General features: G+C 57.7%; 13 protein-coding genes. 6 read left to right on the forward strand and 7 right to left on the reverse strand.

The annotated features are described in order from the left end of the window. Positions 1–19: 19 nt before the first annotated feature. Both DNI29_RS10655 and DNI29_RS10660 read right to left on the reverse strand, forming a co-directional pair. Positions 20–1,306 carry an aminotransferase class V-fold PLP-dependent enzyme gene (locus DNI29_RS10655; RefSeq protein ID WP_110978087.1) on the reverse strand — a complete coding sequence of 429 codons (1,287 nt, stop codon included), beginning with the start codon at positions 1,304–1,306 and terminating at the stop codon, positions 20–22. 137 nt (positions 1,307–1,443) lie between these two features. Beyond that, positions 1,444–2,442: an SDR family oxidoreductase gene (locus DNI29_RS10660; RefSeq protein ID WP_110978088.1), complete on the reverse strand. Its 999-nt coding sequence runs from the start codon at positions 2,440–2,442 to the stop codon at positions 1,444–1,446. A 283-nt stretch (positions 2,443–2,725) separates the two neighbouring features. Here DNI29_RS10660 and DNI29_RS10670 point away from each other — a divergent pair, with 283 nt between their 5' ends. Continuing rightward, positions 2,726–3,388, forward strand: a complete 663-nt coding sequence (locus DNI29_RS10670; RefSeq protein ID WP_110978090.1) for a PAS domain-containing protein — start codon at positions 2,726–2,728, stop codon at positions 3,386–3,388. 431 nt (positions 3,389–3,819) lie between these two features. Here the strand turns inward: DNI29_RS10670 and DNI29_RS10675 are convergent, their stop codons facing one another. Continuing rightward, a complete protein-coding gene (locus DNI29_RS10675) occupies positions 3,820–4,137 on the reverse strand; it encodes an STAS domain-containing protein (RefSeq protein WP_110978091.1) in 318 nt (105 codons plus the stop codon). Between the two features lie 430 nt (positions 4,138–4,567). Here DNI29_RS10675 and DNI29_RS10680 point away from each other — a divergent pair, with 430 nt between their 5' ends. The 5 genes from DNI29_RS10680 to DNI29_RS10700 all read left to right on the forward strand — a co-directional run bounded on the left by DNI29_RS10680 (position 4,568) and on the right by DNI29_RS10700 (position 7,843). Then, positions 4,568–4,834, forward strand: coding sequence for a hypothetical protein (locus DNI29_RS10680; protein ID WP_110978092.1), 267 nt, complete (start codon positions 4,568–4,570; stop codon positions 4,832–4,834). 20 nt (positions 4,835–4,854) lie between these two features. Further along, positions 4,855–5,196, forward strand: coding sequence for a hypothetical protein (locus DNI29_RS10685; protein ID WP_110978093.1), 342 nt, complete (start codon positions 4,855–4,857; stop codon positions 5,194–5,196). Positions 5,197–5,231: 35 nt separating this feature from the next. Beyond that, positions 5,232–5,507: a hypothetical protein gene (locus DNI29_RS10690; protein WP_110978094.1), complete on the forward strand. Its 276-nt coding sequence runs from the start codon at positions 5,232–5,234 to the stop codon at positions 5,505–5,507. 276 nt (positions 5,508–5,783) lie between these two features. Continuing rightward, complete coding sequence (locus DNI29_RS10695) at positions 5,784–6,596, forward strand: alpha/beta fold hydrolase (RefSeq protein WP_110978095.1); 813 nt, start codon at positions 5,784–5,786, stop codon at positions 6,594–6,596. Beyond that, positions 6,593–7,843: a sensor histidine kinase gene (locus DNI29_RS10700; RefSeq protein ID WP_110978096.1), complete on the forward strand. Its 1,251-nt coding sequence runs from the start codon at positions 6,593–6,595 to the stop codon at positions 7,841–7,843. Before DNI29_RS10695 ends, DNI29_RS10700 begins: the two co-directional genes overlap by 4 nt. On the opposite strand, the gene DNI29_RS10705 is transcribed toward DNI29_RS10700, so the two are convergent. The 4 genes from DNI29_RS10705 to DNI29_RS10720 form a co-directional block, all read right to left on the reverse strand. Beyond that, positions 7,806–8,288, reverse strand: a complete 483-nt coding sequence (locus DNI29_RS10705; protein ID WP_110978097.1) for a DinB family protein — start codon at positions 8,286–8,288, stop codon at positions 7,806–7,808. The two genes, DNI29_RS10700 and DNI29_RS10705, sit on opposite strands and share 38 nt — an antisense overlap. A gap of 146 nt (positions 8,289–8,434) precedes the next feature. Next, entirely contained in the window at positions 8,435–9,025 is a 591-nt protein-coding gene (locus DNI29_RS10710; RefSeq protein ID WP_110978098.1) for a DUF1989 domain-containing protein, read from the reverse strand. Further along, complete coding sequence (gntA, locus tag DNI29_RS10715) at positions 8,994–9,686, reverse strand: guanitoxin biosynthesis heme-dependent pre-guanitoxin N-hydroxylase GntA (RefSeq protein WP_110978099.1); 693 nt, start codon at positions 9,684–9,686, stop codon at positions 8,994–8,996. The genes DNI29_RS10710 and gntA overlap by 32 nt, the downstream gene beginning before the upstream one ends. Positions 9,687–10,195: 509 nt before the next feature. Next, positions 10,196–13,603: an FG-GAP-like repeat-containing protein gene (locus DNI29_RS10720; protein WP_123823210.1), complete on the reverse strand. Its 3,408-nt coding sequence runs from the start codon at positions 13,601–13,603 to the stop codon at positions 10,196–10,198. Positions 13,604–13,773 lie beyond the last annotated feature (170 nt).

A 13,773-nucleotide genomic window follows, 5' to 3' on the forward strand; every position in this document is an offset into this window, starting at 1 on the left:
GCAGCTACTCACTCAGGGGTTAGGCTTGTTCCCGAATGCAGGTGTGCAGGGCATCCACGAACGTGTCGATTTCCTGGGTGGTGTTAAAGAAGCCAAACGAAATCCTGACAACCCCTTCCAGGCTCAGGGCTTTCATCAGGGGCTGCGCGCTCAGCTCGCCGGCGCGCAAGGCAATGCCCGTGTGCTTGTTAAACCAGCTTTCTGCGTCCTGGGCCTTGATGCCGTCGATGGTGAAGGACACCAGCGGTTCCTTTTCCGGGGCCGTGCCGATAATAGTAACCCGATCAAGGGGCTGCATTTTCTCGGTGGCGTAGTGCAACAGGCTTTCCTCGTATTCCTGAATCTGCTGGCGGCCGATTTGCTGGAGGTAATCTACTACGTGCCCAAAGGCAATAATCTCGGCGAAGGCGTGCGTACCGCCCTCAAACCGCATAGGCGCTGACGCGAATTTGGAATCGGGGGAGGACAGCGTGCGAGCAATGCTGACGGTTTCCACCATGTCTTCGCCCAACTGATAGGGCGGCAGCTTATCGAGCCACTCTTTCCGTCCGTACAATACGCCTACCCCGCTGGGGCTGCCCATCTTGTGGCCCGAAAAAGTATAGAAGTCACAGCCCAGCTCCTGCATATCCACGGGCATGTGCGGGGCGGCTTGCGCGCCATCTACCAGCACCGGAATGTTGCGGCGATGAGCCAGCTCTACCATCTGTTTGATGGGGTTGATGGTGCCCAGCACGTGCGAGGAGTGCTCAATGGCTACTATCCGCGTCTTGTTGGTAAGGGCCTGTTCGAATTGGTCGAGGTCGATTTCGCCGCTGGGCGTGATGGGTAGCACCTGCAGAATGGCCTTGTTCTGGCGGCAGGCCATTTCCCAAGGCAGGTAGTTGGAGTGATGCGCCATTTGCGTCACCAGTACCTCGTCGCCGGGCTGCAGCATGGCCCGCTCGAAGCAGGTAGCCACCAGGTTGATGCCTTCGGTGCAGCCCCGCACAAACACCACTTCATCTTTGGAAGCATTGATCAGATCGGCCACCTTTTGCCGCGCCTCTTCTTTCTGCGCGGTAATGGCCTTACTCATAGGGTGGTTTTCGTAGGGCTTGGCGTACTCGTGCAGGTAGAGGCGCTCCAGGTGCGGCAGGAGCAGAGCCGGTTTGTGGCAGGAAGCGGCCGTATCGAGGTAGATGAGGGGCTGGCCGTTTACCTGCTGCTGCAAGGCCGGGAAGTCGGCCCGGACCCGTTCCACGTCGAAAGGAGCAGAAACCGATTGGGCGAAAGATGAGCTTTGGCTAAGGGCTTGGGTGGACATGAGTTAAGGTTCAGGTGAGGGGAGTTAACCGACGCTGTTCATGGTCCTTATACGGCTTGCGCCTACCCTGCATTTTCTCAGGAAACACCCATTTTGCAGTGATAACCACGGATTATTCAGGCTGTGCCCTCGGTATTTTAACGCGCTGTCCGGGCTCTGTTCTGCTGCCACACGTAAGCGCCGGCCACGGCCGCTACCACGGCGGCTCCCCACCAGGCCCCGCGGCGGCGCGGAGCCGCGGGCGCAAGCCAGCCCCCGGAAACGTCGGAGCCGTGGGGCGCGGGCTGGGGGCGGAACAGGCTGTTTTCGGAAATGGGGGCGGGCTTGGCCTGCGCTAAGTAGCCTCTGAATAGGCGCGCGGTAGTCCAGGCGGTAGTTTGCGGAGCCAGCTGGTACAGCAGCCGGAACACCGGCCCCGACCACCCGACCATGGTAGAGGCTTGCGGGTGCCGGGTCAGGCGCAGAATAGTATCCGCTACTTTCTGGGCCGGAAAAACGGGTGGCGCAGGCTTAATCAGGCGGCCGGTGTAATTGGCTCCGTGCTGGAAACCAGGCGTGTCAATGTACGAGGGGTGCACGTCGCAGATGTGGATGTGGGGCTCGGCGCTCAGCTCAGCGCGCAGCGTGTCCATCAGGCCCCGCAGGCCGTATTTGCTGGCGCTGTAAGAAGCAGTAAACGGCTCGGGCAGCCAGGAGCCCAATGACACCACGTTGATTAGGGTGCCGTGGCCTTGCCGCCGGAAGAGGGGTAGCACCGCGTAAGCCCCATAGAGGTAGCCAAACAGATTAAGGCGCAGCACTTGCTCGTGGGCCGCCAGCGGTACTTTCTCAAACTCCCCAATGGCCCCGCTGCCGGCGTTGTTTACCCACACAGAAATGCTACCCCTGCCAAACTCCGTAGCGGCGTGGGCTAGGCGCTGCACCGCCTCGGCATCGGTCACGTCCGTCGGGACGGCCAGGGCACGGGCACCCAGCCGCTCACACTCCGCCACTACCTCGGCCAGCACCTCGGCCCGCCGGGCCGCCAGCACCAGAGTAGCGCCGTGGCGGGCAAATGTGAGGGCGGTGGCGCGACCAATGCCGCTGGAGGCTCCGGTAATAACAACGGTAGCGTGGCGAAGAGAAGGCTGAGGCATAGCAGAGTACGAAAGGGTACAAGAGTAGCTATACCGCCCGCCGGGCCCCAGAGTTATTGTCGAGCGAGAAGCCAGAGTTTTCTGCCAAGGACACTCTTTCAGAAGAATTTATCCGGCAGTTCATCTTCTTCAATACGGGAAACGTACCTATTTTAGGCGGTGCTTCCTACGTGGTCGGGCAGACTAGTGCCGAGGATATCGAACCTATTTTTAAAGGTAACAACACCAGTGGAAGCTAGGCAACGCTTCTGAGGTAGGCGCCAGCAAACCAACCTTCGTGCTTATGAACGACGACGTGCGGCTATTACTAGATAACGAGGAGCGGTTTCGGTCATTGTTCAATAACAACCCCGATGCAGTGCTTTTTCAAGATAGGACCGGTGTTATTCTGGATGCCAACCCGGCATTTCTGGAGCTGGTACACCAATCTAAGCTTGAGGTACTGAACCGGCCCTTCTCCGATTTTCTGCCGTCGGATGTAAGAAGCCTGTTTAATGAGAAGCTGGCTGAAGCCTTCCGGGGCCGCAAGGTGGGGTTTGAGGTAAGCACGCAACTGCTCGGCGATGTGCCCAGGGTGTTTCACATCACCAAAGTGCCCCTGATAATAAATGAGCAGATAGTGGGCGTGCACATGGTGGGCAAAGACATCACCCAGGAAGCAACCTCCCGGGCCATCATTCATCAGCAAGCCAAGCGCCTCAACACCATTTTCGAAAGCATTACGGATGCTTTCTTTATGCTTGACCGGCACTGGACGTTCAGCTTCGTAAACTCAGAGGTAGAGCGCCTGCTGGGCCTGAGCCGCGCGGAACTGCTGGGCCGCATTATTTGGCAGGTATTCTCCCCAGCCGTAATCAGCTCCTTGTGCATGTTTTCCCGAATCATGCGGCCGTTTTTTATCAGCAGCAGCTTCCGGGGTTTGGTTAGGCGCTGGAAGAAGGGGTAGTGGTAGCCCAGCCAGTTCAGCAGCCAGCTCCAGAAAATAATGGTGCCCACCAGCAGCAGCCCCTCCGGCACCGAGCGGTAGTCGTCGGACATGCCGTTCTGGGCCGCGTCGGCAATGAGCACCACCAGTAGCATATCGGTAATGCCCAGCGTGCCCGACTCGCGCTTGAGCAGCACCCGCAGCAGCACAAAAAGCCCCAGGTACACGAGGCTGCCTCGCACAAAAATTTCCAGTAGCGGCGTTTCGGGCACAAATATGCCCTGCCAATCAACCTCTTCGAACATGGGGTAGGGGTAGGCAAGTACTACAACAAGGTCACCATGAGGGGGCTGGCGCTGAAGCCTATACGCAAAAAAGCACCCCACTGCCGAAGGCGGCGGGATGCTTTTTAAGTAGATGCCATGCTGTGGTCTTGCCGGAGGGTTGGAGGGTCAGGCAGGGGTAGGGGCCAGATGAAACAGCCGATTCAGTTGCAGCAGGCTCAGGCAGCGAGCCAACATGGGGTCAACATTATTAAGCCAAACGTCGGCACCGGCGTTGTGCAGCACCAGCAGCTCCGATATTACGTGACTCACGCCCAGGCTGCGCAGGCATTTTAAGTGGCCGCAGTCAATCAGCAGGCGTGGGCGCGGCTGCCACGCACCGCGTGCCAGGGTGCGAGCGGCTTGAGCAGCCGGTACCACATCTAAATCTACGGTGCTGAAAGCGTGGGTCCAGTTCGGGATAGAATTTGGGGCTGTGGCTGGCATAAGAATAGGCTGGAGGTGTACGGAAACAGAAAGAGACCCGAGTTCCTTTCAGAAGAAAAGGTCTTCAAGCAACCTGCTTATACAAAGCTACCCATCAAATAATCAAGAATATAGAGTTTAAATACTGATTCGGATATCCGTACTTGCCTCTGTTCTGTTGCCGTACTTTTTCCTGAGCCAGCGCCTGTCTAGCTTACGCTGGGCTGCGTGCGGGGGCGGCACTACGTAGTTTCACCGGGGTAGGTGCTGCGGGCCGCCAGCTCAGGAATAAATAGGAAGTTGGCTATTAAAAGCTGAACTTAACGGCCTCGCCGCGGCTTGACACTAGTACCAGCCCCTGCTTTTGCTGGCCCCTCATCTTGTGGGGGCTTGCTGTCCTCTCTGCCCGGCGTATCTGCTGCGGCCTCTCCCGCCGAAATCCTTTTCTCTAATGTCTTTTTATCAGCCAACCGCCGGGCTGTTGCACGCGCTTGGCTTTGTGGCTTTTGCCTCGCCGCCCCGGCAGCAGCGCTACAGTCGGGCCAGCGCCTGCGGGCAGGAAACCATTGTGCTCTACGACGACCAGGAGCTCACCCTGCTGGAAGTAGTGAACGGCCAAATGCTGTACAATTTCCAGGGTAGGGTAGCATCCGAGGCTGAATTTCGGGTGCTCCTGCGCCAAGTCAACTGGGCCGCCGAGCCCTCCTCTTTTCCATAATTTCTTTTTCTATCCTGATCATGACTGATTCTTACCTGCGAAGCCTGGGCTTTGCTGCCACCGATGATTCCCGCAGCTCCTCCCGCCCGACCCATGCCCGGGCCTGGCGCTACCAGCATCAGTCGCTGGCCCACGACGGGGCACAGCTGTTTATTGAGCATCCGTTGGGCATTGATAGCTGCCGCCTGAGCACGATGGCCGCTCCACTGGACGCTCAGGACGTATTTGCTACCCTCTCGTTGCACGATGGCCCCGCGCTGGAAACGGCTATTTCGGCTTTCTATGCAGCGCACGGAGGGGTAGGCACGCTGGCTCCCGTCAGTACTCCCAATGTGTATCGGCCCTACCGCCGACAGCTTTAGGCTAACCGCCTTTTTTCACTTCAACATTCTTCATCATGGATCAGGACTTACAGCTTAGTCTAGCCAACAATGCGAAGGAATGGCTGGCCTTGTCGCTTTCCATCTCCTCGGCCGAAAAACAGGCGTTCAGTAAGATCCATGACGGATTTTTTACGACTTACGGGTCTGAGTTCATGGCGCACGTCTATCGGACGACTTTTGAACAAGTGCTGCAGAGCATGCCCGATGTGGAGCGCGAAAAGCTGCTGGCAGCCTTTCAGCGGTCCATGGCCCAGGCCATTGACGAGCATTATGCCGCGCTGCACTCCTAGGGTGTTCCCGCTGGCAAAGAGCGGTTACTAGCACCTCATAAAAAAGCCCCGGCACATGGCCGGGGCTTTTTTATGAGGTGCTACCTCGAAGCCAAGCTGGGGCGTAAGCCAAAGCCCTGCCAGGAAAAGCTGCTCAGGTAACCTTAGGGATGCACGAAATATAGAGCCGCTCTGGATGCTATAAGTCGGAAGTACTACCTTAGAGAGCGAAGCGCGCCCTCTGGTAGCTGGGCCGCCGCCGTAAGTTCGGACCTTTCGCTAGTGCTGGTTTCTGCTATGGATGCTCTGAGGCGCAATAACGTTACGGTTCTCGGAACCGGCTCACAGGCAATGGTACTGGTGCACGGTTTCGGCTGCGACCAGCGCATGTGGCGCCTGATAACCCCAGCCTTCGAGGCGTGCCACCGCATTGTGCTGCTGGATCTGGTGGGTGCCGGTAACTCGGCCCTCGGCGTGTATGACCCTGTTCGCTACAGCTCCTTGCAAGCCCACGCCGAGGATGTGCTGGACGTGCTGCGCGCCCTCAATCTGCACCAGGTGGTGCTGGTGGGGCACTCCGTAAGCGCCATAATTGGGATGCTGGCCGCCATTCGGGAGCCTGAGCGGTTTGCCTGCTTGGTGCTGGTAGCACCTTCGCCGAGCTTTATTAATGATGGCGACTACATCGGGGGCTTTGAGCGCGAGGACATCGACGAGCTACTGGAGGCCATGGACAACAACTACCTGGGCTGGTCAGGCTCTATCACCCCCGTGATTATGGGCAACCCGGAGCGGCCGGAGCTGGCCGAAGAGCTTAACACCAGCTTCTGCCAGACGGACCCCACCATTGCCCGGCATTTTGCCCGCGCTACCTTTCTGGCCGACCACCGTCCTGATTTGCCTCGGCTGCACACGCCGGCCCTGATTCTGCAATGCGCCCAGGATACCCTTGCCCCGCGGCAGGTAGGCGAGTATATGCATGAGCATCTTCCGGATAGTGAACTGATAGTATTGGATACCTCGGGACACTGTCCGCACCTGAGCGCCCCGCAGGCCACTGTGGCTGCCATTCGCCAGTATCTGGTGCCTACCCCTACGCTGAAGCTATGAGCACTGCGAGCCCCCACAACAAGGAGCAACTGCCGGAGCTGGATCTGCGCCTGACTCAGGAAAACCTGGATGATCTTTATGAGCACGCCCCCTGTGGCTACTGCACCTGCCTGCCCGATGGCACCTTGGTGAAGGTCAACCAAACTCTGCTAGGCTGGCTCGGCCATACCAAAGCCGAACTGGTAGCCCGCCGGTGCCTGCAGCAACTGTTTACTGTGGGCGGCCGCCTGCACTACGAAACCTACGGGGTGCCCATGCTGCTGTTGCAGAATCATGTGCGGGAGTTTAGCTACACACTGCGGCGCAAAGATGGCAGCACGCTGCCCGTGCTCATGAATGCCGTACTGCTACGCGACAATGATAGCCAACCGCTAGCTGTGCGCGTAACGCTGTTTAACATCACTGAGCGCCGCAAGTATGAGCAGGAGCTGTTGCGCGCCAAGCAGCAGGCTGAAGAGCAGCGCGAGCAGCTGGCCCGCGCCAACGAGCAGCTTGTCAGCAAAAACGAACAGCTCAGCCGCATCAACGCCGACCTGGATAGCTTTGTATATACGGCCTCGCACGATCTGAAACAGCCCATTGATAACATGGCGGGCTTGTTCCAGGAACTTCGCCACACCGTCACGTTTCATGACCCTGAGGCCACCGCAATGCTGAATATGTTTGCCGAGGCCCTGCAGCAGATACTAAGTACCATTAAGGGCCTCACGGAAGTAGTGCAGCTGCAGCGCCAGCTAGAGCAGGTGCCCGTGGAGATGATAGCGCTACGGCCTTTCACCGAAGAAATTATCCGGAGCCTGCAGCAGCGTCTGGACGAGCACCAGGCCTCGTTTACTCTCGATTTTGAGGCTGCCCCTACCGTGTGCATGGCTCGCTCTGGCCTGCACAGCATGCTCTATAACCTGCTCAGCAATGGCTTGCGCTACGCCGAGCCCGACCGGGCGCCCCACATCAAGGTCAGCACCACCCGCGCCGCCGATAACGTGGTGCTCAGCGTGCAGGACAACGGCCGAGGCATTGATCTGGCCCGCCACGGCCGGGAGCTGTTTCAGCTGTTTCGGCGGTTTCATCCGGAGGTAACCGGCTCCGGCATGGGGCTGTACCTGGTCAACCGGTTAGTAAACCAGGCCGGGGGTAGGGTAGAGGTAGATAGCGCCGTGGGCCAGGGTACTACCTTTCGGGTACACCTGCCCATGGGAGGCTTCTTGCCTACCCCCAGTTCTTCAGCAAACGGCGCAGCAGAATAATCTGGCCAGTGTGGTAGGCGGTGTGGTCGCCAATGAGTAAGGCCTCGCGGAGCAGGGTTTGGCCGGTGCCGTGGGGTAGGGGGGCCAGCAGGTCTTGGGCAGGATCTTGAAGCAGCGCCAGAAACCGTTCCCGGTCCTCCTGTATCTGGTGGAGCGTATGTTGCCAGTCGGCTTCCTGGGCCTGCTGTTCCGGCGCGGGCCAATACTCATCGGGCCACTTCGGCGACTTATGCTCTGGGCTCAGGCAAAACTCCACGATGTCCCACTGCGCAATCCGGATGTGCTCGGCCAGCTCCCAAAGGGTGTAGGGCAGGTCGGGCACCCGCTGGTTCAGCAGCTCCGCCGGCACATCGGCGCAGGCTTCCTCAAAAGTTACGTGGGCATTGCCCTTGGTCAGCAGCTCGCTGAGCTCCTTAACGATGCCTTCTCGGGTGCTTTGTTCCATGATGAGCCAGGGGGTAGGAAGGGAGGAAAGTGCTGAGGCTTAAGACACGAGTGCCAGCTGGACCTGCTTTTGTACGTGCCACTGGTGCTAAAGGCTGAGAGCTGGTTTCCTACCCCAGGTGAGGAAGGAAACCAGCTCTCAGTTACTCAGTCCAGAATTTCGTAGCCAATGGGCTTGAAGGCGTAGTTGTTCGACATTTCTGCCGAGCAGGCCGTCATGCCCACCAGTAGGTCGGTTTTGGCTTCCAGAATCACGTAGTCGCCGGCCTTGCTTTTGGGGGGTAGCACATCCACTTTGCCCGTGTTGCCATCCACGGTTACGTGCATGAAAATGTTGAAGCAAATGGGAATGGCATCGGGGCTGATGCCGTACTCCTTCAGGGCCTCGCAGAGGTTGCCGAAACACCCCCGGTGCGGGTGCTGGTGCCCGTAGATAATGCGAAAGGTATCGGCGCTGCAGGGTGTGAGCAGGAAGTCGTGGCGGCCTACCGTGTCTTCTACCAGCTCAAACATAATGTTGCTGCGGTTGGAGTAGAACGGGTGCCCCTTGGTCAGAAAGATGGTTTCAGCGTAGTCGATGGTGCGGCCCGAGGACAGGTATTCGGCCCGGTCTTCGAGGTTGTAGCAGACAAAGTCGGATACCTGCTCGCCCTCCACATCTACAACTTTCAGCTTCTGACCTTTGCGCAGTACAAAGGCGGTGCCGCTACGCGGCGGAATGATGGTTAACTGACTCATGTTGACTTAAAAAGGGACATTTCCAGGCTTGGTCGTAGGCTTTACCGGTGTATTGGTAGGCTTCCGAGGCTTCGCCGAAATCCTGGAGCATCGGGTTGATAGAGCCAGAGTACGCCACGTCGCGGGTGCGAATGGTGTTGCGCAAGTTGTCGTAGCGGCCGTTCGCCCTAATCTGCTCAAACTGGGCGTGGGCATTGAACACCAGCGTGGGGTAGGAAAACTGCCGGGCCGGCCGCGAGCTGCCAGGGTGCAAGCCAATCACGAAAAAGGCTTCTTCCTTCAGGCTAAAGCTGAAATCAGGTGAGTTTGGGTCAGCTACTACCCGCCGGTCGTAGTCGTAGCGCTGGGCATCTAGGTTCGACAAAGCCTGCATGCGCTGCCAGAACAGCTCCTCAAACAGGGCCTCGTTGGGTGTTTCAGGTCCTTTGAAGATGACAGCCGCGCTGTGGTAAAGCTTATCCGACTCCCGGTAGGCGTCTACAAACTCATAGATGAAGTCCAGAATAGCAGCGTCGTCTTTGGGGCAGGCAAGGTGGTCAACTACCAAGCAGTGAAGCTGATTCCAGGTTAGAGCTGTCTTGGCAGCTACGCAGGGGAATTCTTTCTTATTTATAAAAGAAAGATATTCCCTAGTATATATATTATCTTGAATGTCAGTCATGTGAAGATTCGCGTAGTGGCGATAAGAATGGAATAGTTAAAAATTCCTTGTTCAGCCTTTACGCGAAAACTCATCTATATGTTGACATCGTGTAGCTACATGTATTGCGTTTAGCTAATGCAGTTTTGGCCTGTTGAAGCTCAACTGAGTCAGGGGTTAAACTGCTAAGCTGTTAGCTCAGCGGTGTTTACTCGTCTGTTCTATACTACGGGCAAACCACAGTTGAGTATCAGAAAATGTGCAGATAGCGCAAGGCGCAACAGTAACTAGCATAAAATCATGTACGAAAGAATAACCTACTGTTCTGCTTGCTGTTGAGGTGTGCTGACCGTAAACCAGAGTGTAACTCCACAGCCTCCGCAGCAGGCAGTTGACTCAGATAGGTAGCCACCCCCAGCGCCAGCCAGAACCTCTCAGTAGTTCAGCCCTGGCTGCTGTGCGCCAGAACCAGGAAGGCCCCGACATGCGCCGGGGTCTTCCTAGTTCTGAAAAGAATGCTCTTTGGGTTTCTATTCCAAAACCACCCGTTTCGTGAATTGCTCCTGGTCCAGCGTGCCATGCAGAGTATAGACTCCCAAGGGCAGACCAGCGGCATCCATTTCAACAGTAGCACCGTTGCCGGGCACACGGAGGGTCTGCGTCCGGACTATCTGGCCCAAGCTGTTGCGCAGGGTCAGCGTAAGGGAAGCAGCCTTGCCTTGAGCGGGTACTACCAGGCTGAAGCGCTGGTGGGCCGGGTTAGGATAGAGAGAAACCTGGGCTGCTAATGCCGCCGACTGCACTGACGTAACAGTCCCCGCGGGGTTTAGGCTAATGCCGGCGTAGCCATCTGAGTAGCTGGCTAGCAGCAGGTCTAAGTCTTCGTCCCCGTCGAGGTCAGCCAAGCAGATACCCGCAGGGTTCTGGCCGGCGCTAAGGGTAGTGCTGCCACTAAACCGCCCGGTACCATCGTTCCGCCGAACTGAAACGGAGTACGCATCCGCATTGGCCGTCACCAAGTCCTGGTCCCCGTCGCCGTCGATGTCGCCAAGGGCCATATTGCGGGGGTAGTTGCCTACTCTTACCTCGGACCCATTTGTAAAGCCGCCAGCTCCGTTACCCAGCAATACTTGCACGCGCGATTCAAAGAAGCCCACCAGTGCATCCTGGATACCGTCGTTATTCACATCGGCTATGCGTAAGCTGCGCGCAGTGCCCGGCAAGGTCAGGAGGTAGCTGCCGCTAAAGACGCCAGTACCATCGTTCAGCCGCACCGCAATGGAGTTGGGCCCCTGATTGGCTGTAATCATATCCAAGTCACCGTCCAGGTCCACATCGGCTACGCCTACCCCCACCGGCTGCAGGAAGGGAGCCTGGCTATTTCCGATTGTCACATCCGGACTGGCTACAAAACCGCTGCCGCTGTTATTAAGCCGCACAGATACACTATGGCCGGAAGAGTTAGCCGTCAGCATATCTGGGTAGCCATCGGCATTCACATCGGCCGCCACCAGATCAAGTGAGCCTTCTCCAATCGGTACATTGAAGCCATCTGAGAATGCTGTGCCCGTGCCATTATTAAGACGCACTGAAACTCGCCGGCTATCATTTACGGTGAGCGCATCCAAGTCACCGTCGTTGTCCACATCGGCCAGAACCAGCTTAAAAGCCGTTGATAACACCCCAAAGTTGGTTGTGCCGCCGAAGGTAGCATTGCCATTGTTTAGGCGGACGGAAACCGAGCTGAAGCCATTAGGCGCGTAGTTCAGCGTAACAATGTCAAGGCGACCGTCGCCGTTCATATCGGCCGCGGCCACGTCGAGGGGGTTATACTGCACTACAGCGCCTCGGGCCAGGGGCGGAAAGCTGCCAGATGCTACCCCGGCGGCCGTTGTAAACTGAAATACCTGGCCAGCCGCCAGACTGCGGCCACCTGCACTTCGGGCGGCGGTTGTAAGCGTTGCCGTAACCGTTTCGCCGGGCTGGTAGGGGGTAGTAGGTCGAAAGGTGATGGTGTTTCCGATGGCCAGTGCCGTGCCGGCCTTATAGCCGCCGGCTTGCTGGCTATGTACCCGCAGTGCGCCCAAAGTTGCCGCACCGCTGCCCACCGCCTTATCAAAACTGGCACTGGCCAGGCTGTTGCGAGGCGCCGTGTTATAGTTGCGCGTAGGCAGCACTGAGCTAACGGTAAACGAGCCGGTAACCGTGAAGAACTCGGCACTGCTGCTGGTACCGCCGGAGCTAGTAACGGACACCGGGCCCGTGGTGGCAGCTGCAGGCACTACAGCAGTAAGCTCTTCAGCAGAGTTTATGGTGAACTGGGCTGGTACCCCGTTAAATAACACGGCGGTGGCACTCGTGAAAGAAGTGCCCCTGAATGTTACTGTTGTACCGGGGGCACCGCTGGCCGGGCTAAAGCTCAGGAGTTGGGGCGCCGGAGGCTGGTTCAGGCGCACGCTGACTGTATAAGCCGTGGTATTTCCTGAGTTAGCCGCCAGCAGGTCGATATCCCCGTCTCCGTCCAAGTCGCCGGTAGCCAGACCTCTGGAGCCCACACCAGTAAAGGTGTTGGTATCTACTACCGGGTCGAAGCCGTCGCTAAATCGGCCGGTGCCATCGTTAAGGCGAATGCTGACAGTGTTAGTGGCCAGGCAGGACGTCAACAAATCCAGGTCGCCATCGGCGTCTACATCGGCGGTAGTTACCTGGGTAGGGGCTGCCCCTACCTCGGCCTCCGAGCTGGCCATGAAATGTCCCTTGCCATCGTTGAGCCGCACCGAAACAGTGGAGCCGGCACCCTGCCCAAAATTGGAGGTTAGCAGGTCTAGGTTGCCATCGGCGTCCAGGTCGGCTACGGCTACGTGGCTGGGCCGGGGGCCTACCGGCACGCTCCCACTGCCGCTAAACTGGCCGGTGCCGTCGTTGAGGCGGATAGCAACGCTGTTGGTGCCCGCAATAGAAGCCAGCAGGTCCAGGTCGCCGTCGTTGTCCACATCGCCCACGGCCACCCCTGAGGGATTTTGACCCAGGGCTAACTCAGTAGTGCCGCTAAAATGGCCAGTACCACTATTAAAGCGCACTGAAATGGAGTTACCACTGCCCTGCGCGTCGTTGGCCGTCAGCACATCTAGGTCACCATCGTCATCCAGATCGGCTAGCGCCAGGGCCCGCGGCGAGCCGCCCACAAAGAAGCTCTGGCCGCCCATGAAATAACCGTAGCCATAATTGATCAGCACACTCACGTTTCCGGTGTTGGCGTTGGCTGTCACAATGTCCAGGTCGCCATCTATATCTACATCGGCGGCAGCCACATCTATTACCCCAGTGTTATTTCCGTACACGTTGTGGTAATAGCCCGTCCCGAAGTTGCCTTTGCCGTCATTGGGCAGCACACTTACGGTTGTGCCGTTGCCAGAGCCGTAGTTCGCCGAAATCAAATCCAGGTCACCGTCATTGTCTATGTCGGCCGCTGTTATCTTGCAAGGCGAGTCCTGCACCTGTGGGTCGGAGCCGTATTGAAAGTTGCCCCGGCCGGTGCCGCTGGCTGCTGTTGTGAATTGGGAAACGCGTGGAGTAGCATCAACGCCGGTGGCACTTTGCACCGTGGCGGGCACGGTGAGGTAAACTGTTTCGCCGGGCTTAAAATCCGTAGTGGGGTCGAAACGCAATTGCGTGCCACCTGCTGTATAAGTGCCCGCTTTCCGGCCGCCAGCCTGAGCGCTGTACACCGCCACCTTGCTGGCAGTAGGCAGGTTCAGGTTCTGGGAAAACGTAAGGGCGAGAGATGCGCTGGGTACTACGGTAATAGCATTGGCAGCCGGCAGCTGACTGCTAACCACCATGGTTTGCGCCAGAAGAGAAACCGGCACCCCCAGTAGCAGCAGCCCAATACAGGCAAAGGCAGACGCCTTAGGTCGCAGGAGAGTAGAGATTAACACAAATTGGAATAGGTATAATTCAAAAGATTAATGCGCTTAGCCCCTTGCGAATGCTATCCACGCACAAAAAAGAGACCGAGCGCAAAACAAGCTGGACAAGTCGGCATTAAAAGTACGGGGTTTCCTGCGGTCTGTCATTTCACATGGCTCTGTTTAATCCAACTTTTAAT

It is taken from the genome of Hymenobacter sediminis (assembly GCF_003231285.1).
In the GTDB taxonomy this organism is placed as follows: domain Bacteria; phylum Bacteroidota; class Bacteroidia; order Cytophagales; family Hymenobacteraceae; genus Hymenobacter; species Hymenobacter sediminis.